The organism is uncultured Streptococcus sp., from assembly GCF_963528215.1.
Taxonomy (GTDB): Bacteria; Bacillota; Bacilli; order Lactobacillales; family Streptococcaceae; genus Streptococcus.
In genome coordinates this window covers 33,385-53,448 of sequence record NZ_CAURVL010000005.1, presented here as the reverse complement: position 1 = coordinate 53,448, position 20,064 = coordinate 33,385, and the positions used below count along the sequence as shown (strand labels likewise).

The window sequence follows — 20,064 nt, the reverse complement described above, 5'->3', positions numbered from 1 at the left end:
TCGAGAAAGGATGATATAATAATCATAAAGATTAACGAGCAGAAGTAGGAGAAAGATGGAAGGAGCAGAGAAGCGGCGTCCTGGCCGGGCCTTTAGTTTGCATGATTTGAGCACTCGGAAGATTTGGCTGGAAAGCAATCATTTGCATGTTCAGTTTGATTATATGATTGATTATAGTCAGGAGGGCGAAAAGTATTATGAAGCTGGCATTTGCTTTGAAAATGTTGAGCTTGATTATTGTCAAATCTACATTTTGGACAGTCAAGAAAATCGGGCATTCACTGGTGTTTACTATCCATTAGAACATTTTCTAAAAGAATATCCGCAATTTATTATTACAATTATTCACGAATATTACAGTGATAAAAAGTGTCTTTGGCAGGGAGAATTATCAATGGGAAATAAGATTTTTCCTTGTCAGCTCCAAATAATGTATGAAGGCTGCATGAACTGTCGGGTCGGAAAAGAAAAAGAATAAAGAGTTTAACTACAGAGAAAGAGGTATCCTATGAATGAAATCAAATGCCCCAACTGCGGGGAGGTTTTTACTGTCAATGAGAGCCAGTACAGTGAGCTTTTGTCGCAGGTTCGAACTGCAGAGTTTGACAAGGAGATTCATGCTCGGATTGAGCAGGAACTGGCTTTAGCAGAGCAAAAATCCCAGAATATCCAACAAGCTCTCTTATCGCAGAAAGAGCAGGAAATTAGCAATCTTCAAAATCAAATTGCTCAGTTTGAGACCCAGCAGGAATTAGCTAAGAAAGAGGCGGAGCAGACAGCTAGTCTTCAATTGCAGGAGAAGGATAAGGAAGTTCAACAATTGGAAAGTCAGCTGACAACTCTGCGCTTGGAGCATGAAAATCAACTTCAAAAGACCTTGTCTGCGCTGGAAAAAGAGCGAGACGAGGTTAAGAACCAGCTAGTCTTGCAAGAAAAGGAAGCAGCGCTGGCTCAGACCTCGCTCAAAGAGCGCTATGAGGTAGAGCTGCGGCAGAAAGATGAGACTATAGAGTTCTACAAGGATTTCAAGGCCAAGCAGTCTACTAAGATGATTGGCGAGAGTTTGGAACAGCACTGTGAGTACGAGTTTAACAAGAACCGTATGGGCATGTTCCCGCGAGCGGAGTTTGGCAAGGACAATGATGCAAGAACCGGCAGCAAGGGTGACTACATTTACCGTGAGGTGGATGAAAATGGCGTGGAAATTCTCTCCATCATGTTTGAGATGAAAAATGAAGGCGATGAGACAGCGACCAAGAAGAAAAACGAGCATTTCTTCAAAGAGCTGGATAAGGACCGGCGGGAGAAAGGCTGTGAGTATGCTATTCTGGTGACACTTCTTGAGGCTGACAGCGAGCTCTACAATTCGGGTATTGTCGATGTGTCCTATGCCTATGAGAAGATGTATGTTATCCGACCACAGTTCTTCCTACCCATGATTACCCTTTTGCGTAATGCTGCGCTCAACTCGCTCCAATACAAGCGGGAACTGGCCTTGGTGCGGGAGCAGAATATTGATATTACGCATTTTGAGGAAGATTTGGATGCCTTTAAAGTAGCTTTTGCCAAGAACTATCAGTCTGCTTCGACCAACTTTGGCAAGGCAATCGAAGAGATTGATAAGGCCATCCGCCGGATGGAAGAAATTAAGAAATTCCTGACGACCTCTGAAAACCAGCTGCGCTTGGCAAACAACAAACTGGATGATGTCTCTGTCAAAAAACTGACACGCAAAAATCCTACCATGAAAGCTAAGTTTGAAGCTTTGAAGGGAGAATGAAGATTTAAACTATGGGAAATAATGTATATTATGAAAAACTAGTAAATGATGTGACTGAGGCAATAAACCAGCTAAAACTAGTAATTTTTATAGGTGCCGGAGTTTCTATTGCTCAAGGATATCCCAACTGGAATAATTATATTGAACATCTTATTAAGTATTGGCAAGGACAAGTTTTATCTGAAAGTGGTGAAAAAAAACTTGGTAGAGAACATCACTTAATTTTTGATTTAATTAGTAAATCTTATATTAGTAATAAACGAAAAGTTGATTTAGTAAACTATGAATTAAAGAAAATTTTTGGTGAAGACTTTGAAAAACGACGACTAGATTTTGAAAAAAGTTATTTTAAAAATTTACTACCGTATTCAATGGTTAATCAAACAGTAGAATCTTTAGCAAGTTTAAATGCAATATTTATTACTTCTAACTACGACTATGAAATTGAAAATCATATTAAACGTTTAAAGAATTCTGTAGTTACTATCAATGATCTCAATGAATTTACCAAGAACAAAAATGGGAAGCTACAATTTGGTGATGTTCTACATATTCATGGGACACCAGATTGTGATGTACAGTATTTTGTCAGCTCATCGGCAGATTATTCAAAAACTTATTTAAGAGATAGAGATAATTTTGAAAATTTAGTAACCTGGTTTAGAGAGACGGAACCCACAGTTTTGTTTATCGGAGCCGGTCTTGAAGAAGATGAAATTTTATCTTTGCTTTGTGAAGATAGTAAAAATTATGCATTGATGAAGTCAGAAAATACTGGTAATCAAATAGCTGATGAACATTATAGAGATGTTTTTGAGGAATTTTTTAGTTCAGAAAATCATACTCAAATTATATGGTACGGCGATAAATTTGAGGATTTACCAACTTTTGTAAAAAAATTAGTTGCTGATATTAATGAAAAATTGGGCACACATGAATTTTATAATAAGTGGAATATCCTTTTGAATCCTTTGTTAAATCAAGAAGACTATAATAAAAATTTAAATAGTATTTCTAATGACTTTAAGTATCTAAGTTCTCTTTTGGATAAGATTATTGAAAATGATAATGATGATCTAAGTCAACTATTGTTGAATGGTCTACTTCAGGGAGAAACTTTAAAGACAATTGAGTCAAAGTCTTTCCCTATATTTTGGACATTTATTGTTAAAAATATTGAAAAGTTAAGTGATAATAATTGGAAGACTATTTATGAGATTATTTCTAAAGGAAATCAAAGTTATTTTATAGATGATTTGTACATTATTTATAAGAAAGCTAGGGAAGGAAAAATTTTTGATAGTAAGCAATTAAATGAGCTAAGAAAAATTATCGCAAAAGATAGTAATGTTATTAACTCCAGTTTCAATCAAGATAAAACTCTTTTGGGATACTGGCTTGTAAATACTTTTGAGCAACAGAAGATGTATTTATACATTGAAGATGAGATTAAGATAGAAATCAATCTGGTACCAGAGTGTATTGAAAGATTGATTGAAATTTTTAATACATCATCACTTTTTCGTTACTATACTTTAAAAGAAATCTTAGAACACAATAACATTGAATTATTGTATAAACTTATAAAGTTAAAAAGATTATTTGTTGAAGGGAAAGATTTTTTAGAAGCTGTTCCTGAAAACTTACTAAGGACAAGATTGGTTCAAAGATTACTTGTTCAAATTGACAATGAAGATAGTTTAAATTTGAAGCTAGTAAATAAATTAATAAATCATATTGATTTTTCTTACATTCACTTTGGAGAAGAATTAAATTCATTTGTTAATAAACATAAAAATATTATTAGAAATAAAAATAGAGAAATCCCAGAAAAGCCTTATAGAAATTGGATATCTTCAATAGAAGGAGGTTTTGTTTCACAGTTTTCTTTTTTAACTCAAGAAAATCTTGTGGAGTATGATGAATCTAGATTATTAGAGATATTAGTCAACGCAGAAAATGAACAAAGAGGTTCTTCGTTTTTAGAAGAAAAGACGATAAATGAAACTGAGGATTTCTTGATTAGTGTTTTAAAAGAATCAAATGAACTATCTAGAAAGGTTTCTAATTTATTGGAAAATCATATAGAAGATTTATATCCAAAATATAAGAGACTATATGTAGAAATTATCAGTTCTTCTGCAATAATAGAGAAATTAAGAAATGTTGTTAGAGAAAAATATTTAGAAAAATTTAACAATGAATGTTTTGATTCTAACGATCGACAATTCTTTGAATATCATATAAAACAACAAAGTACTAATAAAGATATTTTTGAAAAATTGCTTAGTATCGATGTAAATAAACTTTCAACTTTAAGGGATGACGATGAACAACTAGATATGTTTCATTATATAAATAGTGATCTGGGATTATATTTGCAATGTTTGATATCATTATTTGATAATCACTCAAATTATAAACCTGGAATTATTCAGAAAATAGATTCTATAGAGGATCCTGAGTATAAGGAACTTTCTCAAGGCATTTTGTTAAATGAATACGATCCTAAAACAATTAATGTAACCTATCATACATTTTTAGGGTTTAGCTACTCTCATAAGGTGATTTATGCAAAGGTTGCAAATATATTCAAGGATGTTGTTGAAAATATTTTAAAAGAAAAAATTAAAGACAATCAAATTCTTGATAGAGTTTATCTAGTTGCTTTAGAGAGTGTAGATCCAACTATTGATTCATTTTCTTTATCAAAGAATAACTTTAGTCAAATGATAAACATCATTTTTACATCAGAGTATGAATTTAGATATTCTAAGCAATGGTTGCGAGAATTATTCAAATATGACTCAAGTGCAAACTACTTAGAAACAATTTCTAATTTATTTTATAGAGATAATCTTGACAAAGATAGACTAGCTTCATTTATTAATGCATTCAATGAATTTATATCAAGCTATAATTTCAAATTGTCTTTATATAGAATAAAAAACATTCTGAATCAAGAAAATACAAAGCATTTCGATTTGATTAAAAAATATTTTTTTGTGTTACTTGAGAATGATAAATTAGAAAATGATATTTTCTATCTAGACGGCATCAAAAGTATACTTCCTTTATTATCCTTAGATGAAAGAATGAATGTATTACATCATATTCAAAAACAGAGTAATTGTCCTCCTCCAGAGATTGAGGAATTGCAAAGAATTATAGTTAATTAAAATTTGTAAAAATAAAGAAAAATAGAAGTTAGACGATGTCTCTGTCAAAAAATTGACACGTAAAAACCCTACCATGAAAGCTAAGTTTGAAGCTTTGAAGGGTGACTAGGAGGATCCTATGCAGATACGAAAAGCAACCATGAAAGATGCTGAAGTCTTACTGTCTTTATACGAAGACTTGGGCTATCCAACGACCGCTTCTAAGCTGGCTCGACGTTTAGAAACGATTCTTTCTCAGCCGCATTATGGCTGTCTTTTAGCTGAAAGAAACGGAGAAATTTTAGGTTTCTTAGGTTATGCAAAGCTATTCTTTTTTGAAGCAGATGGATCTTACTATCGTATTTTAGCTTTGTTAGTTGCAAAAGAAGCAAGACGACAAGGAATTGCTAGTAGGCTAATCGATGAATTGAAGAAACAAGCGGTAAAAGAAGGAGTTAAGGCACTGACTCTAAATAGTGGATTAACTTCTGAACGAAATGCTGCACATCAGTTTTATCAGGCGGTTGGATTTGAAAAAGTGACTGCCGGCTTTGCACTGCATTTAAAAAGTCAACATGAATAAACATGATAAAATAGTAAGGGAAACGAAGTAATGTCTTCAACAAAAGGGAAAACCTTATATTTTAACGATAAGAGCATGGATTATGTGACCTTTGGAAAAGGTAAGAAAACTCTGCTCATCATTCCAGGCCTAGGGGATGGTTTGGCGACTGTTAAGGGAATGGCGCAAATCCTTGCCCTAGTTTATAGGGAGTTTGCAACAGCTTACCAGGTCTATGTTTTTAGCAGAATCAATGAGTTGCCAGAAAATTATACAACGCGAGATATGGCGACTGATATAGCTGAAGCTATAGATATTTTAGGTCTGAAAAGGGTAGCTGTCCTAGGAATTTCCCAAGGCGGTATGATTGCCCAATGGTTGGCATCAGATTTTCCAGAAAAAATTGAAAAATTGATTTTGACAGTTACAACTGCGAAACTGAATAATCTTGGTAGGGATCGGATTACTCGCTGGCTTGAGTTGAGTCAGACTGGAGCCTATAAGGAACTAATGTTCGATATTGCAAGTCACTCTTATACGCCTAAATCCTTTGGAAAGTTTAAATACCTTTATCGAATAATGGGAATCTTTGGTCGTATTAAAGATAAACAGCGGATTGCTATTCAGGCCATATCTTGCTTAAGACATGATAGTTTAGCAGTTCTGGAAAAGATCAACTGTCCTACGCTAGTCATCGGAGCAGAAGAAGATGACGTTCTAAGCGTAGAAGCTTCATACGAATTGCATCAACATATCAAAGATAGCCAGCTCACTATTTTGCCAGACTGTGGCCATGCACTCTATGAACAGCATAAGTATTTCCAAAAGAGAGTTTTAGTATTTTTAGAAAGTTAATCAATGAACGGAATTATCAACCTAAGAAAAGAAGCGGGGATGACCTCGCACGATGCGGTTTTTAAGCTGCGCAAGATTTTAAAAACAAAGAAAATCGGTCATGGGGGTACCTTGGATCCAGATGTAGTAGGGGTGCTTCCGATTGCTGTGGGCAAGGCGACGCGCTTGGTCGAGTTTATGCAGGAGGAAGGCAAGGTCTACGAGGGGGAGATTACCCTGGGCTGCTCAACAACGACAGAGGATGCCAGCGGAGACATCCTAGAGCGGACGCCAGTGACAGAGCTTTTAGAAGAAGCCCTTATCGATGAAGCGATGGGGTCCATGACTGGGGATATTCGCCAGATTCCGCCCATGTATTCTGCAGTCAAGGTCAATGGCCGCAAGCTTTATGAGTATGCAAGAGCGGGTCAAGAAGTGGAGCGACCAGAGCGGCAGGTGACCATCTATAGTTTTGAGCGTACCAGTCCGATTTCCTATGAAGGTGAACAAGCACGCTTTCGTTTTCGAGTCAAGTGCAGCAAGGGGACCTATGTCCGAACTCTGTCTGTTGATTTGGGAGCCAAGCTTGGCTTTGCCAGTCACATGTCCCAGCTGACACGGACTTCCTCAGCAGGTATGAGCTTAGATGATGCCTTGACCTTGGATGAAATAGCAGAGCGAGTAGCAGTAGATGATTTCTCCTTCCTCCAACCACTCGAATTAGGAATCGGAGATTTAGTGAAAGTTGAGCTCTCTGACGAGCAGGTTGAGGATGTGAGAAATGGCCGTTTTATCAACTTGGTGTCAGAAGAAGCTGAGCTAGCTGGCTTTTATAAGGAGAAGTTAATAGCCATTTTGGAAAAGCGGGAAGCAGCCTACAAGCCCCGCAAGGTCTTCCTTTAATATCCGCAGTAGAATTGTCAAAAGATTGTTACTCTTTTGTAATATGAAATGTGCGCTTGCATGTTATAATAATCTCATTAAACCTCACAAAAGGACAGCAACTGCACAACTGCTGTCCTTTTGTTTTGCATTTTTTCTGATTTTGACAAACGTCCTGACTAGAGTAGTAAAATTTTTTTGAATGTTTTGCAGTTTCGCGCGGAACGGATATTGTAAAAATAGCAAATGCGTAGTAAAATAGAGGAATGATGATAACCAAGAGAATTATAGATGAAAAAGGGATTGATCAGACAGAAGATACGGTCCTTGTTCTAGGCTATTTCGATGGGCTGCATAAGGGTCATCAGGCACTCTTTGAGAAAGCGCGAGAGATTGCTGCGGAGCAAGGTCTCAAGATTGCCGTGATGACCTTCCCAGAGTCTCCTAAGCTGGCCTTTGTCCGCTATCAGCCTGAACTCATGCTGCATCTGGCTAGTCCTGAAGACCGGATGGCGCAGCTGGAAAGTCTGGGTGTTGACTATCTTTACCTGATTGATTTTACTAGTCATTTTGCGGGCAATACAGCCCGGGACTTTTTTGAGAAATATGTATCTCGTTTGCGTGCCAAGGCTGTGGTAGCTGGCTTTGACTATCATTTTGGCTCAGACCGCAAAGAGTCACATGAGCTGAGAGATTATTTTAATGGTAAGATTGTTATCGTTCCTTCGGTTAATCTGGATAATTGGAAAATTTCTTCCACTCGGATTCGGGAGACGATTGCTGTCGGTGATATGCTGAAAACCCAGGAATTGTTGGGCTATCCTCTGTCCACTCGCGGGATCGTGGTTCATGGCAATGCCAGAGGACGGACGATTGGCTATCCAACAGCCAATCTAGCTCCCTTGGATCGAGTCCGTCTCCCAGGAGATGGCGTCTATGTCGCGGATGTTGAGCACAATGGTCAGCGCTATCGTGGTATGGCTAGTGTTGGGAAAAATGTAACTTTTGACGGTGATGAACTCCGTTTTGAGGTTAATATCTTTGATTTTTCTCAGGATATCTATGGCGATACCATTCGGATTTTCTGGCTGGATAAGATTCGCGAGATGGTTAAGTTTGATGGTATTGACAGCTTGATTGCTCAACTGCAGAGTGATGAACGGATCGCTAGAAGTTGGACTGGTTATCGAAATAGTTGAAAAATTTATATTTTCATAACATTCGGCAGTAATTTTCAAAAAAATATAGTCAAGCCAAATAAAATTTAGTATAATAGAGGTAGTTATTATACAGAATTAGAAGAGAAACGCATGATTACATTATTTTTATCGCCGAGTTGTACTTCTTGCCGTAAGGCGCGTGCTTGGCTGCTAAATCATGAAGTGCCCTTTCAGGAACATAATATCATGACGAGCCCTCTGTCAGCTCCCGAATTGCAACACATTCTTTCTCTGACAGAGAACGGTACAGACGACATTATTTCAACTCGTTCAAAAATTTTTCAGAAATTAGATTTGGATGTGGAGGATTTGTCCATTTCAACTTTGATTCAGTTGATTGAGGAAAATCCCAGTCTTTTGCGACGCCCAATTATTTTAGACGGTAAACGAATGCAAATCGGTTTTAACGAGGATGAAATTCGTGCTTTCCTACCTCGTAGTTATCGTAAGGAAGAGTTAAGATCCGCAACCATGCGGGCAGATATTCAGTAAAGATGAACAAAAATTATAGTTACCCACTAGATTTATCGTGGAGCACTGAAGAGCTTGCTTCGGTGCTCTCTTTTTTTAATGATGTAGAAGCAGCTTATGAACAGAAAGTCCAAGCAGAAAAGCTCTTGAAGTCCTATGCGGCTTTCAAGCAAGTTGTTCCTAGCAAGGGCCAAGAGAAGCGAATCGGCCGTGAGTTTGAAAACGTCAGCGGTTATTCGCTTTATCATGCTGTTCAAGAGGCAAAAAGTAAAGGTAAAGGAAGCATTTCTCTTGGAAAATAAATTTCATTTTGCTAAAGAAATCATCTACCAAGCTGGTGCTTTTTTGAGAGAACATCTCTATGATGATTTGGATGTGAGTCAAAAGACCAGTGCCACTGACTTGGTCACCCAGATGGACCGGAAGGTTCAGGATGATTTGGTGGCTAAGATTCTAGCCCGCTATCCGCAGGATGCTATTTTAGCGGAGGAAAATGGACTCCGACATAATATTACTGATGGCAATGTCTGGGTGATCGATCCGATTGACGGAACCACCAACTTTATCACTCAGAAGGCTGATTTTGCAGTCATGATTGCCTATTTTGAAGAGGGCATTGGTCGTTTTGGCTTGATTTATGATGTGACTAGAGACCAGCTCTATCATGGTGGCGGAGACTTTGATGTCTATTGTAACGACCGGAAACTTCCTGCTTTTGAGGACCGGCCTTTTCAAGATTTTCTCATGGCTTCCAATGCCGGTATGCTGCAAGCCAATGATTGGGGCTTGGCAGACTTGGCCCGAGAGTGTTTAGGGGTTCGGGTTTATGGCAGTGCTGGGATTAGCTTTAGCAAGGTACTGTCTGGCGGTCTCTTAGCTTATTTCTCCTACAACTGGCCTTGGGATTATGCGGCGGCTTCGATTATGGCGGAGAAGCTAGGCTTTATCGTCCAGACCTTGGATGGCAGTCAGCTAAATTTCCAGACTCGGCAGCCTGTCATGATGGCGCCTAAGTGCAAACTATCGGCTCTGACGCCTTATTTAGAAAAGGGGAAGCAGTAGATGGACTTTCCTAAAGGTTTTAAAGAAAAATATGAGCAGATTTTAGGCGCAGAAGCAGCAGAATTTTTTGCGACTTTTGACGAGGAGGCGATTTCGGCCTTTCGCAGCAATCCTCTAAAAGAAGGCCAGCAGAATTTCTCAGATGCCATTCCTCAGACAGACTGGGGCTTTTATGGCAAGGTGTCTGGCAAGTCTGCTGAGCATGTGACTGGTCTGGTTTATTCGCAGGAGCCAGCAGCTCAGATGGTGGCTCAGATAGCAGCACCATCTAAGGGGATGAAAGTCTTAGATTTGGCGGCAGCACCAGGTGGCAAGTCTACCCATCTCTTGTCTTTTTTGGACAATACAGGCCTACTGGTCTCCAACGAAATCAATAGCAAACGCTCAAAAATCTTAGTGGAGAACATTGAGCGCTTTGGTGCTAGAAATGTGCTTGTTACCAATGAATCTGCTGAGCGGTTGGCTCAGGTCTTTGAAGGTTATTTCGATTTGATTGTGCTGGATGCTCCTTGCTCGGGCGAGGGCATGTTTCGTAAGCAGCCGGATGCTACCCAGTATTGGACTCCAGATTACCCAGCCCAATGCGCTCAGCTCCAGCGAGAGATTTTAACAGCTGCTATGAGCATGCTTGCCAAGGACGGTCGCCTTGTTTACTCGACCTGTACTTGGGCTCCTGAAGAAAATGAAGACATCGTTGCTTGGTTACTGAAAGAATTTCCACTTGAACTGATTGATATTCCTAAGATAAACGGGATGACTGAAGGGATTGGCTTTCCTGAGACAGCTCGGATGTATCCGCATCGCTTCAAAGGTGAAGGTCAGTTTGCAGCTCACTTTCGCTTTACTGGTGAGAATAGCTGCAAGAAGATTAAATCAAGTAAGAATCGTTTGACGAGCGAGCAAAGAAAACTCTGGCAGGACTTTGAGAGCAAGCATCTAAAAACAATCTTGACTGAAGAACTGCAGACCTTTGGGGACAATCTTTATTTGTTGCCAGCTGGATTGCCAGACCTGTCCAAGCTAAAGATTGCCCGTAACGGCTTGCATCTAGGAACGTTTAAGAAGAATCGCTTTGAGCCTAGCTTTGCCCTAGGATTGGCTATGAAGCCCAGCGAAGTTCTGAATCGAGTTGAAATCAGTAATCAGGTCTTCAAGAAATATGCGGCAGGTGAGACGATTGAACTGGCAGGACCGCAGCCAAACGGCTGGTACCAACTAGTCCTTGGCGGGAACGGTCTTGGCTTTGCAAAAGTCACTGGAAAAACCCTGAAAAATTATTTTCCAAAAGGCCTGAGATTTAGATAAAATATTAGGAAAAGCTGGTATTATATGATATAGTTGAAGATGTGAATGTATTGAAAAAAGGCTTCTTTCTGCTAAGTAAGAAATACTAAAGATACTTCCCATCCTCTTGATTTTATTAAAGGAGAAATCTTTTGAACAAATTGAAAAAATTTGCTTTAGCGCTGACAGCTCTGGGCTTAGGACTCACCTTATCAGCTTGTTCATCATGGATTGACCGTGGTGAATCCATGACAGCAGTAGGATCAACTGCCCTGCAGCCTTTAGTTGAAGCGGCAGCTGATGACTTTGGCTCTAACAACATCGGTAAAACAGTCAATGTTCAGGGTGGTGGATCTGGTACAGGTCTGTCTCAAGTGCAGTCAGGAGCTGTTGAAATCGGGAACTCTGATGTTTTTGCTGAAGAGAAGGAAGGAATCAAAGCGTCTGACTTGGTGGACCATAAGGTCGCTGTGGCCGGTATTGCTGTGATTGTCAATAAAGAAGTTGATGTGGATAATCTAACGTCCGAGCAGCTGCAGAAAATTTTCACTGGTGAAATCACCAACTGGAAAGAGCTGGGCGGTAAGGACTTGGAGATTTCGATTATCAATCGTGCGGCTAGCTCTGGGTCCCGCGCAACCTTTGACAGTGTCATCATGGATGGGAAATCAGCTGTGCAGAGTCAGGAGCAGGATTCCAACGGTATGGTCAAAAATATCGTTTCGCAAACTCCTGGTGCGATTTCTTACCTAGCCTTTGCCTATGTTGACGAGTCTGTAAAAACCTTGAAACTTAATAACTACGAGCCAACAGCAGAAAATGTTGCTACCAATAATTGGTCGCTCTGGTCTTATGAGCATATGTATACACTAGGCAAGCCGACTGGTCTGGCTGCTGAGTTTCTTGAATACATGCTGTCAGATGATGTTCAAAAAGGGGTTGTTACAAGCATGGGCTATATCTCAATCAACGATATGAAAGTCAGCAAGGACGCTGATGGGAATGTCACAGCAATAGAAGGAGATTCAAAATGAAAAATGAGGAATTAACCAAAAAGTTGTTATCGCCTTCTAAAAATTCTCGCTTGGAGATGTTTGGCCGCTATCTGACTTTTGCCTGTCTGTCACTGATTGTGGTGATTGTGGCTATGATTCTAATCTTCGTTGCTCAGAAAGGTCTATCTACTTTCTTTGTCAACGGCGTTAATGTTTTTGATTTTCTTTTTGGTGGTGTCTGGAATCCTTCTGGTAAGGAATTCGGTGCCCTGCCAATGATTTTAGGCTCCTTTATCGTTACTATTCTATCTGCTCTGATAGCAACTCCCTTTGCGATTGGTGCAGCTGTCTTTATGACAGAGGTTTCTCCAAAAGGAGCAAAGATACTGCAACCTGCGATTGAGCTTTTAGTTGGTATTCCGTCTGTTGTTTATGGATTTATCGGTCTGCAAATCGTAGTACCTTTTGTCCGTACAGTCTTTGGCGGTACGGGTTTTGGGATTTTGTCTGGTATTTTTGTGCTCTTTGTCATGATTTTGCCAACAGTAACCTTTATGACGACAGACAGTCTGCGTGCTGTGCCACGTCACTACCGTGAAGCTAGTCTGGCTATGGGCGCAACGCGCTGGCAGACCATTTGGCGGGTAACACTCAAGGCTGCTCGCTCAGGTATCTTTACAGCTGTGGTCTTTGGAATGGCACGTGCTTTCGGTGAAGCCCTAGCTATCCAAATGGTCGTTGGGAACTCTGCGGTGATTCCAACCTCTTTGACAACACCAGCAGCTACACTGACCTCTGTCCTGACCATGGGAATCGGAAATACAGTTATGGGAACAGTGGACAATAACGTTCTCTGGTCTCTGGCTCTGGTGCTCTTGATGATGAGCTTAGCCTTTAACAGTGTGATTAAACTAATTACAAAAGAAAGAGGTAAGAAAAACTATGCACGCTAAGAAATTAGATAAATTGGCGACTGGTGTTCTCTACACAATAGCGAGTATCATTGTTGCCATCCTTGCCTCTCTCATCCTCTATATCTTAGTTAGAGGTCTGCCTCATGTTTCCTGGTCTTTCTTGACAGGGAAATCCTCTTCTTACCAAGCTGGCGGTGGTATTGGGATTCAGCTATACAATTCCTTCTTCCTGCTGGTAATTACTCTGATTATCTCTGTGCCTCTTTCTATGGGGGCTGGGGTTTATCTGTCAGAGTATGCTAAGAAAGGACCAGTGACCAACTTTGTCCGCACCTGTATTGAAATTCTGTCTTCACTGCCTTCGGTAGTAGTTGGGCTCTTTGGTTATTTGATCTTTGTTGTCCAGTTTGAGTATGGCTTCTCAATCATTTCTGGTGCCTTGGCCCTGACTGTCTTCAATCTGCCACAGATGACGCGGAACGTCGAAGATAGCCTGCGCCATGTCCATCATACGCAACGTGAAGCTGGTTTGGCCTTGGGAATTTCTCGCTGGGAAACGGTTCTGCATGTGGTCATCCCGGAAGCTTTGCCTAGTATTGTAACAGGGATTGTACTGGCTTCTGGTCGTATCTTTGGTGAAGCAGCGGCCTTGATTTATACAGCAGGTCAATCAGCTCCAGCTCTTGACTGGTCCAACTGGAATATTTTCAGCGTCACTAGTCCTATCTCTATCTTCCGTCAGGCTGAAACCTTGGCTGTCCATATCTGGAAGGTCAACAGTGAAGGAACTATTCCTGATGGCACAGCTGTTTCTGCTGGTTCAGCAGCAGTTCTCCTGATCTTCATTTTGATTTTCAATCTGGGAGCCCGCAAACTGGGCAGCTATCTGCATAAGAAATTAACCTCTGCTTAAAGGAGAAGAAATGACAGAATATAATTGGAATGAAAAACATATCATTACTTTTCCTGAAGAAAAGGTAGCCCTGTCGACCAAGGATTTGCATGTTTACTACGGTAAAAAGGAATCCATCAAGGGCATTGATATGCAGTTTGAAAAAAACAAAATCACTGCTTTGATTGGCCCCTCTGGATCAGGGAAATCTACCTATCTTCGCAGCCTCAACCGCATGAACGATACCATTGATATTGCCAATGTGACTGGAGAGATTCTCTATGAGGGGATTGATGTCAACCTCCCTGAAATCAATGTTTACGAAATGCGTAAGCATATCGGCATGGTTTTCCAACGGCCAAATCCTTTTGCCAAGTCTATCTATCGAAATATTACCTTTGCCCATGAACGGGCTGGTGTCAGAGATAAAAAGGTTCTGGATGAGATTGTGGAGACTTCGCTCAAGCAAGCAGCTCTTTGGGATCAGGTCAAAGATGACTTGCACAAGTCAGCCCTGACTCTCTCTGGGGGTCAGCAGCAGCGGCTCTGTATTGCCCGTGCTATCTCAGTCAAACCAAACATTCTGCTCATGGATGAGCCAGCGTCAGCCTTGGATCCGATTGCGACCATGCAGCTGGAAGAAACCATGTTTGAACTTAAGAATAACTATACCATTATCATTGTGACCCACAATATGCAGCAGGCTGCCCGTGCTAGTGACTACACTGGATTCTTCTATCTGGGCGACTTGATTGAGTACGATAAGACGGCCAATATTTTCCAAAATGCCAAACTTCAGTCCACTAATGACTATGTTTCAGGTCACTTTGGTTAAGCTGCCGTCCGTATTCATCACGATTCAACAAGCTTAGTCTTTGGTTGAATGTAAAATAAAATGAAGGAAAAACGTATGACAGAACCTATTTTGCAAGTCAAGGACTTGTCGGTTTATTATAATAAAAAGAAAGCCCTTAATAGCGTTTCACTTGATTTCATGCCAAATGAGATTACGGCTTTGATTGGACCGTCAGGCTCAGGTAAGTCAACCTTGCTTAAGGCCATCAACCGAATGGGCGACCTGAATCCAGAAGTAACGACTACAGGAACGGTCATTTATAACAGTCACAATATCTATGGTCCGAGGACAGATACGGTAGAGCTTCGCAAGGAAATCGGAATGGTCTTCCAGCAGCCCAATCCTTTCCCTATGACCATCTATGAAAATGTAGTTTATGGACTTCGGATTAATGGTGTCAAGGACAAGGCAGTTTTGGACGAAGCAGTAGAGCGCTCCCTTATTGGTGCTTCTATCTGGGACGAGGTCAAGGACCGTCTGCATGATTCCGCTATCGGTCTTTCCGGTGGTCAGCAGCAACGGGTTTGTGTGGCTCGCGTGCTAGCTACTAGTCCTAAGATCATTCTCTTGGACGAGCCGACATCAGCCTTGGATCCAATCTCAGCTGGGAAAATCGAGGAAACCCTCTACAGTCTAAAAGACAAATATACCATGCTTTTGGTCACTCGCTCCATGCAGCAGGCGTCTCGGATTTCTGAAAAAACAGGCTTCTTCCTTGGTGGAGACTTGATTGAATTTAATGAAACCAAGAAGATGTTCCTCAATCCAGCCCATAAAGAGACCGAAGATTACATTACTGGTAAATTCGGATAACAGAAAGGAATCTTATGCTTAGAGTACAATTTGAAGAAGATTTAGAAAAACTTCATAATCAATTCTACGCGATGGGAAACGAAGTCCTATCGCAGATTAATCGGACGGTGCGTGCCTTTGTTACACATGACCGTGAACTGGCTCGTCAGGTCATTGAAGACGATGCTGAAGTTAATGAATACGAAGTGAAACTGGAGAAGAAATCTCTTGAAATCATCGCCTTGCAGCAACCTGTGTCTCAGGATTTGCGAACCGTTATCACCGTGCTGAAAGCCAGCAGTGACTTGGAACGCATGGGCGACCACGCCGTATCTATTGCCAAAGCGACTGTTCGGATGAAGGGAGAAGTCCGCATCGAGTCTGTAGAAGATGCCATCAGCAAGATGGGGCGCGATGTTAAGAATTTCGTCGAAGAAACTCTGAACGTCTACCTCAATGGAAATGTAGACCAAGCCTATGCAGTTGCAGCTCTAGATGAGAAAATCAATCAATACTTTGATGATATTCGCGATCTTGCTACAGAGGAAATCAAACAAAATCCAGAGCTGATTGTGACTGGCCGTGACTACTTCCAAGTTATCTCTTACTTGGAACGAATCGGCGACTATGCCAAGAATATCTGTGAATGGGTTGTTTACTTTGAAACAGGTAAAATTATTGAGTTGTGATGATAAAAGATACGATTTGTGTCGTGTCTTTTTTTTGTATATTCTCAAGAATTGTCAGAATTCTGTTTTGTGTTTTAACTTACAACTAACTATGTTATACTACGAGTGTAGATTCAAAAAACATATATTTTTATATTAGTACATAATGGAGAATGTTTATGAAGAAAAAGATCATTTTCGCCTTGACAGTTCTGATGCTTCTCATTCCAGGTGTAATCTTTGGTGTGACAAAGTGGATTGAACACCAAAACTCACCCTATAATGTTAGTGACGTTTTAGACGATAAAGGAGTAAAACTTTACAAACGAGGATTTCGTTTGTTGGAAGAACAACTGGCAACTTACATTAAAGAGCATTACTCTGGTGTCAGTAAAATTGAGTTTTCGCCAATTTTTGTTCAAGGTGGGGATGGGCAGAGCATGTTTCGTGCAAATATTGTTCCTGTGATTTATGATTTACAAGGCAATAAAGCCTACTTGGGAAAAAAAATTGGTGAGAATTCCTACAGTCATTATGGTAGTTTTTGGGATGTTAGGCTTGATTTTAATGGCTGGGATGAAGAAATCATAGAATTAAAGGTTGGTGACGATTTTATTGATATTTCCGAGAGTAAAAAATTACCTGTGGAAGCCAAATTATCAACTAAACCAAAAATTGATGAGAATATAGAAGCTTTAGTTCAAGAACATCAGCTCGTAGATGTTAAAAAAAGCGAGAACGGTAGTCCTGATGCAGAAGTTGTCTATAATACAGAAATTAGGAAAGGAGACTTTTTAGAATGGCATTGAAGGAGTCAAGGTGATAGTATTAAATCCTTTTCAACAGAATATACTTTTCTAAAAATTAAGGTAGAAATATCTTGAAATTACTAATTATGATATAATGTATGTAAGCAATTTGTTTGTAATTTGATTAATAAAATGGAGGAAATTGATGAAGAGAAAAATCTTTGCAATAATAACAGTTCTTGCAGTTTTAATTTTTGGAGGAGTATTTTATATGGTAAATTCACAAAAAAGTTCGACAGGACTTGATGCAAAAGAAGAAAAAATTATCGAACATGGGTTTCGCTTGTTGGAAGAACAGATTGCGACTTACATCAAGGAGAACTATTCAGGTGTTTCTAAAATAGAATTCTCACCAATTTTCATTGAAGGTGGTAAAAATAATCCTCCATTTACAGCTGATGTAGTACCAGTTATTTATGATGAGGAGGGAAATAGGGCTGTTTTTGGAACTTTAATTGGCAACCATGCTTATGCCTCCTATGGGATACCCTATAGCATTTATGTAGATTTGGATTATGAAGATACGGAATATATTTTGTTAAGAGATTCAAATGGGGATCATATTGACGTGTCTAATTATAATAAATTACCTAAGGAGGCTAAATTGACTTCTAATTCTCCTATAGATAATAATATAAAAGGTTTACTTGATGATGGTCAATTGAAAAAAATCGAAAAGAATGGAGCTGGGAGTCCGAATGCTAAGATAAACTATAATATTGAAATCAGAAGAGGGAGTCGTTTGGAATGGAATTAAGTCATGAAAATATTCAAAATCTCCATAGAGAGGTAAGAACTTGGAAGACGATTAAAGAAGGAACTACAGTAGACGCCGATGACGGCATGCAATACGAAATCATCAATTCTGAAAACTCCGTAACAGAGGCTGTTGCTGTTGCTCCTATTGTAGGTGGGAAAGCTGACTATTCAAAGACTATTGTCTTAACAGCTGGTACACAGAACAAGGTAAATCCATTGAAAAATTCTTTTGAAGAGATAGGTAATACTTTGTGGTCAGTAGAAGGTGCTGCTGACGCCGCCTATGTTTCTGGTTTAAGTCCCCAATATGCTAAAATGGATGAATTTTTCGCGGAAACACAGAAACGCTTGGAAGATAAAGGTGTGAAAGGTGGTCAAATTTGGTATTCTTCTGCTCATAGTCAGGCTGGAGTACCAAATGCAAAGCTTTCAGTAAAATATAGAGTTAAAGAAATCGTTAATTACTATGATTGGGGTGCTAAAAAGGCCGTAGACAGTGGGCATTTTACAAAATCAGAGCTAAACTATTTAGAAAAGCATGCGATTATTTACTCGGATTCTGGGAAGCAAATTACGGGAATAGATGGAAATGGAGGAGCTATCCCCTACGGTCAAGTTCGCCTTTATGAAGGAAAAAGCCATAATATCCAAACTCCGTATTTAAAAGGTAATAATTATGATTTTGATAAGTATATCAAAAAAAATAAATTCGTTTCCGGCATGACAGAAAAACAGGTCCGAAAGATTGCTGAATATAAAGCAAAAACGTACAAAGTAAATGTAGCAATCGCAAATTATGGATTAGAGGATGACAAGCAAAATCCTGAGTATTATGTTCGTGAGTATTTAAAGGAATATGGAAACTTTGCTCCTGAGCCTTCTAAGCAGGATTTAATCGCCATAAATAGACAACGCATTGATGAACTGCATGCTTCTTTAAGAACCAGTTCTGGCGACAAAACAATTAGTTTGAGAGAGGAACTTGTTCGTACAAGTGCGCAAACAGCTCAGCTTCAAGCTGAAGTATATGAGCAAGAAATTAGAGATAAGATAAAAAGTGTTAAATCTAGTGTTGAAAATCATATCAAAGAACTGAGAGATGCAGCTTATACCCTAGCCCACAATCTTTCTACTGATGAGGTAGAGGGCTTATTATCTGAGTTGGGCATGTCAACTGCTTGGAATGATGGAAAAGAAGCAAGTACCCTTGCCTCAGCAAACTCTTATATGACTACAATGACTGGTATTGCAGGGAATTTAAACAAAGCTGCAGATAGGATAGTAGAAATCGATCAACAAGGTGCCCAGATTTTTGAGAAAAGCAAGGAGGTAGAGTATGATTGAACCAAATACAGAAGATCGAGTTGAAGCCGAACGTATAAAAAAAGAATATTTAAAGATTCAGGAACGTATAGCTATTCGTGGCTTGATTTCAGCTAAAAGAGCTGTCCTTCTTGAAGAAAGTCAAGCTTTGCAAACTTGGTTAGATAGTCAAGCTGAGGCTATGAAAACTTTTGCATCCACTCAAGTACCTGCTGACTTATCCGGGGCCTTTACCGGTGGAGCAGCAGATTCCATCAAGGAGGTACTAGGTGCTGTTCCTAAGCCTAGTTTGACCAGCCCTATCTTATAGGAGGCTTTATGGATATTCAGAAAAAGATCAATCGTCTTGATGACGATCACATAGCTTTTCGAAAGAAAGTTAGTGAGTATGAATGGGATTATCAGGACATGAGACGAGAAGCTAAAAATGTTTCAGAGCGAATGAGCGAATGGATATTATCTTTTTGTCGCAATAATCCTGATACCGTCCCCTCATATGAATTAGGCCAAATAGAGAAAAACAGGGAAATTTTTGAGAGAAAAATTCAGCGTTATGAAGAACGGCTAAACAAAACTTATCACGAAGAAAATCGAATCTATAACAAAAAATTAGAGGAACTTGAGAAAGAAAAGAAGAACTCTTGACCTTTCTTCCGTTTTATTAACCACATTGACAGGTACTACCTGTCTTTTTGTTTGCATTTATTCTGCAACGAAATCTTCTAAATATGATACAATAATAACAGATTATAAGCGGACAAGGGTGTCGGAGTAATCTTGCCATGTTGTTCGCTAGATGAGGA

General features: G+C 39.6%; 22 protein-coding genes and 1 pseudogene. All 23 read left to right on the top strand.

The features are described 5' to 3' along the window. The first annotated feature begins 55 nt into the window (after nucleotides 1-55). On the top strand, nucleotides 56-478 hold the full coding sequence (locus RWS24_RS03470) for a hypothetical protein (RefSeq protein ID WP_314365415.1): 423 nt from the start codon (nucleotides 56-58) through the stop codon (nucleotides 476-478). A 30-nt stretch (nucleotides 479-508) separates the two neighbouring features. Further along, a complete protein-coding gene (locus RWS24_RS03465; protein WP_314365413.1) occupies nucleotides 509-1,780 on the top strand; it encodes a DUF2130 domain-containing protein in 1,272 nt (423 codons plus the stop codon). Between the two features lie 11 nt (nucleotides 1,781-1,791). After that, nucleotides 1,792-4,959, top strand: a complete 3,168-nt coding sequence (locus RWS24_RS03460) for a hypothetical protein (RefSeq protein WP_314365410.1) — start codon at nucleotides 1,792-1,794, stop codon at nucleotides 4,957-4,959. 25 nt (nucleotides 4,960-4,984) lie between these two features. Then, a pseudogene (locus RWS24_RS03455) lies at nucleotides 4,985-5,068 on the top strand (DUF2130 domain-containing protein); the annotation flags it as partial. 9 nt (nucleotides 5,069-5,077) lie between these two features. Next, nucleotides 5,078-5,521, top strand: coding sequence for a GNAT family N-acetyltransferase (locus tag RWS24_RS03450; protein WP_314365407.1), 444 nt, complete (start codon nucleotides 5,078-5,080; stop codon nucleotides 5,519-5,521). A 30-nt stretch (nucleotides 5,522-5,551) separates the two neighbouring features. Beyond that, the gene (locus RWS24_RS03445) at nucleotides 5,552-6,355 is read left to right on the top strand and encodes an alpha/beta hydrolase (RefSeq protein WP_314365404.1); all 804 of its coding nucleotides are present in this window, start codon (nucleotides 5,552-5,554) and stop codon (nucleotides 6,353-6,355) included. Nucleotides 6,356-6,358: 3 nt separating this feature from the next. Further along, nucleotides 6,359-7,237, top strand: coding sequence for a tRNA pseudouridine(55) synthase TruB (gene truB, locus RWS24_RS03440; RefSeq protein ID WP_314365401.1), 879 nt, complete (start codon nucleotides 6,359-6,361; stop codon nucleotides 7,235-7,237). Between the two features lie 248 nt (nucleotides 7,238-7,485). Then, nucleotides 7,486-8,415: a bifunctional riboflavin kinase/FAD synthetase gene (locus RWS24_RS03435; RefSeq protein ID WP_314365399.1), complete on the top strand. Its 930-nt coding sequence runs from the start codon at nucleotides 7,486-7,488 to the stop codon at nucleotides 8,413-8,415. Nucleotides 8,416-8,526: 111 nt separating this feature from the next. After that, nucleotides 8,527-8,928, top strand: coding sequence for a Spx/MgsR family RNA polymerase-binding regulatory protein (locus RWS24_RS03430; RefSeq protein ID WP_002906786.1), 402 nt, complete (start codon nucleotides 8,527-8,529; stop codon nucleotides 8,926-8,928). A 2-nt stretch (nucleotides 8,929-8,930) separates the two neighbouring features. Further along, entirely contained in the window at nucleotides 8,931-9,209 is a 279-nt protein-coding gene (locus tag RWS24_RS03425) for a UPF0223 family protein (protein ID WP_002912219.1), read from the top strand. Beyond that, nucleotides 9,199-9,969 carry an inositol monophosphatase family protein gene (locus tag RWS24_RS03420; RefSeq protein ID WP_223336737.1) on the top strand — a complete coding sequence of 257 codons (771 nt, stop codon included), beginning with the start codon at nucleotides 9,199-9,201 and terminating at the stop codon, nucleotides 9,967-9,969. The genes RWS24_RS03425 and RWS24_RS03420 overlap by 11 nt, the downstream gene beginning before the upstream one ends. Then, entirely contained in the window at nucleotides 9,970-11,274 is a 1,305-nt protein-coding gene (locus RWS24_RS03415) for an RsmF rRNA methyltransferase first C-terminal domain-containing protein (protein WP_314365393.1), read from the top strand. A gap of 131 nt (nucleotides 11,275-11,405) precedes the next feature. Next, the gene (locus RWS24_RS03410; protein ID WP_002900576.1) at nucleotides 11,406-12,287 is read left to right on the top strand and encodes a phosphate ABC transporter substrate-binding protein PstS family protein; all 882 of its coding nucleotides are present in this window, start codon (nucleotides 11,406-11,408) and stop codon (nucleotides 12,285-12,287) included. Further along, nucleotides 12,284-13,201 carry a phosphate ABC transporter permease subunit PstC gene (gene pstC, locus RWS24_RS03405; protein ID WP_223336739.1) on the top strand — a complete coding sequence of 306 codons (918 nt, stop codon included), beginning with the start codon at nucleotides 12,284-12,286 and terminating at the stop codon, nucleotides 13,199-13,201. The genes RWS24_RS03410 and pstC overlap by 4 nt, the downstream gene beginning before the upstream one ends. Beyond that, nucleotides 13,191-14,075: a phosphate ABC transporter permease PstA gene (pstA, locus tag RWS24_RS03400; protein ID WP_002895770.1), complete on the top strand. Its 885-nt coding sequence runs from the start codon at nucleotides 13,191-13,193 to the stop codon at nucleotides 14,073-14,075. Before pstC ends, pstA begins: the two co-directional genes overlap by 11 nt. A gap of 10 nt (nucleotides 14,076-14,085) precedes the next feature. Then, nucleotides 14,086-14,889 carry a phosphate ABC transporter ATP-binding protein PstB gene (gene pstB / locus RWS24_RS03395; protein WP_314365383.1) on the top strand — a complete coding sequence of 268 codons (804 nt, stop codon included), beginning with the start codon at nucleotides 14,086-14,088 and terminating at the stop codon, nucleotides 14,887-14,889. A 75-nt stretch (nucleotides 14,890-14,964) separates the two neighbouring features. Beyond that, entirely contained in the window at nucleotides 14,965-15,723 is a 759-nt protein-coding gene (gene pstB / locus RWS24_RS03390) for a phosphate ABC transporter ATP-binding protein PstB (RefSeq protein WP_009660526.1), read from the top strand. 14 nt (nucleotides 15,724-15,737) lie between these two features. Then, the gene (phoU, locus tag RWS24_RS03385; RefSeq protein WP_002897761.1) at nucleotides 15,738-16,391 is read left to right on the top strand and encodes a phosphate signaling complex protein PhoU; all 654 of its coding nucleotides are present in this window, start codon (nucleotides 15,738-15,740) and stop codon (nucleotides 16,389-16,391) included. A 158-nt stretch (nucleotides 16,392-16,549) separates the two neighbouring features. Continuing rightward, the gene (locus RWS24_RS03380) at nucleotides 16,550-17,179 is read left to right on the top strand and encodes a hypothetical protein (RefSeq protein ID WP_314365377.1); all 630 of its coding nucleotides are present in this window, start codon (nucleotides 16,550-16,552) and stop codon (nucleotides 17,177-17,179) included. 145 nt (nucleotides 17,180-17,324) lie between these two features. Further along, on the top strand, nucleotides 17,325-17,936 hold the full coding sequence (locus RWS24_RS03375; RefSeq protein WP_223311282.1) for a hypothetical protein: 612 nt from the start codon (nucleotides 17,325-17,327) through the stop codon (nucleotides 17,934-17,936). Beyond that, complete coding sequence (locus RWS24_RS03370; protein WP_314365374.1) at nucleotides 17,927-19,282, top strand: hypothetical protein; 1,356 nt, start codon at nucleotides 17,927-17,929, stop codon at nucleotides 19,280-19,282. Before RWS24_RS03375 ends, RWS24_RS03370 begins: the two co-directional genes overlap by 10 nt. After that, nucleotides 19,275-19,571: a hypothetical protein gene (locus tag RWS24_RS03365; RefSeq protein ID WP_002919196.1), complete on the top strand. Its 297-nt coding sequence runs from the start codon at nucleotides 19,275-19,277 to the stop codon at nucleotides 19,569-19,571. Before RWS24_RS03370 ends, RWS24_RS03365 begins: the two co-directional genes overlap by 8 nt. An 8-nt stretch (nucleotides 19,572-19,579) precedes the next feature. Further along, nucleotides 19,580-19,906 carry a hypothetical protein gene (locus RWS24_RS03360; protein WP_314365373.1) on the top strand — a complete coding sequence of 109 codons (327 nt, stop codon included), beginning with the start codon at nucleotides 19,580-19,582 and terminating at the stop codon, nucleotides 19,904-19,906. The last annotated feature ends 158 nt before the right edge of the window (nucleotides 19,907-20,064 follow it).

Excerpts from the sequence above, each read along its gene's own strand:
- RWS24_RS03425 (WP_002912219.1), top strand. The coding sequence starts at position 8,931 with ATGAACAAAAATTATAGTTACCCACTAGATTTATCGTGGAGCACTGAA.
- RWS24_RS03435 (WP_314365399.1), top strand. The coding sequence starts at position 7,486 with ATGATAACCAAGAGAATTATAGATGAAAAAGGGATTGATCAGACAGAA.
- RWS24_RS03415 (WP_314365393.1), top strand. The coding sequence starts at position 9,970 with ATGGACTTTCCTAAAGGTTTTAAAGAAAAATATGAGCAGATTTTAGGC.
- RWS24_RS03465 (WP_314365413.1), top strand. The coding sequence starts at position 509 with ATGAATGAAATCAAATGCCCCAACTGCGGGGAGGTTTTTACTGTCAAT.
- truB (WP_314365401.1), top strand. The coding sequence starts at position 6,359 with ATGAACGGAATTATCAACCTAAGAAAAGAAGCGGGGATGACCTCGCAC.
- RWS24_RS03445 (WP_314365404.1), top strand. The coding sequence starts at position 5,552 with ATGTCTTCAACAAAAGGGAAAACCTTATATTTTAACGATAAGAGCATG.
- RWS24_RS03470 (WP_314365415.1), top strand. The coding sequence starts at position 56 with ATGGAAGGAGCAGAGAAGCGGCGTCCTGGCCGGGCCTTTAGTTTGCAT.
- RWS24_RS03450 (WP_314365407.1), top strand. The coding sequence starts at position 5,078 with ATGCAGATACGAAAAGCAACCATGAAAGATGCTGAAGTCTTACTGTCT.
- RWS24_RS03380 (WP_314365377.1), top strand. The coding sequence starts at position 16,550 with ATGAAGAAAAAGATCATTTTCGCCTTGACAGTTCTGATGCTTCTCATT.
- RWS24_RS03375 (WP_223311282.1), top strand. The coding sequence starts at position 17,325 with ATGAAGAGAAAAATCTTTGCAATAATAACAGTTCTTGCAGTTTTAATT.
- RWS24_RS03370 (WP_314365374.1), top strand. The coding sequence starts at position 17,927 with ATGGAATTAAGTCATGAAAATATTCAAAATCTCCATAGAGAGGTAAGA.
- pstB (WP_314365383.1), top strand. The coding sequence starts at position 14,086 with ATGACAGAATATAATTGGAATGAAAAACATATCATTACTTTTCCTGAA.
- RWS24_RS03430 (WP_002906786.1), top strand. The coding sequence starts at position 8,527 with ATGATTACATTATTTTTATCGCCGAGTTGTACTTCTTGCCGTAAGGCG.
- RWS24_RS03365 (WP_002919196.1), top strand. The coding sequence starts at position 19,275 with ATGATTGAACCAAATACAGAAGATCGAGTTGAAGCCGAACGTATAAAA.
- phoU (WP_002897761.1), top strand. The coding sequence starts at position 15,738 with ATGCTTAGAGTACAATTTGAAGAAGATTTAGAAAAACTTCATAATCAA.
- pstB (WP_009660526.1), top strand. The coding sequence starts at position 14,965 with ATGACAGAACCTATTTTGCAAGTCAAGGACTTGTCGGTTTATTATAAT.
- pstC (WP_223336739.1), top strand. The coding sequence starts at position 12,284 with ATGAAAAATGAGGAATTAACCAAAAAGTTGTTATCGCCTTCTAAAAAT.
- RWS24_RS03460 (WP_314365410.1), top strand. The coding sequence starts at position 1,792 with ATGGGAAATAATGTATATTATGAAAAACTAGTAAATGATGTGACTGAG.
- RWS24_RS03360 (WP_314365373.1), top strand. The coding sequence starts at position 19,580 with ATGGATATTCAGAAAAAGATCAATCGTCTTGATGACGATCACATAGCT.
- pstA (WP_002895770.1), top strand. The coding sequence starts at position 13,191 with ATGCACGCTAAGAAATTAGATAAATTGGCGACTGGTGTTCTCTACACA.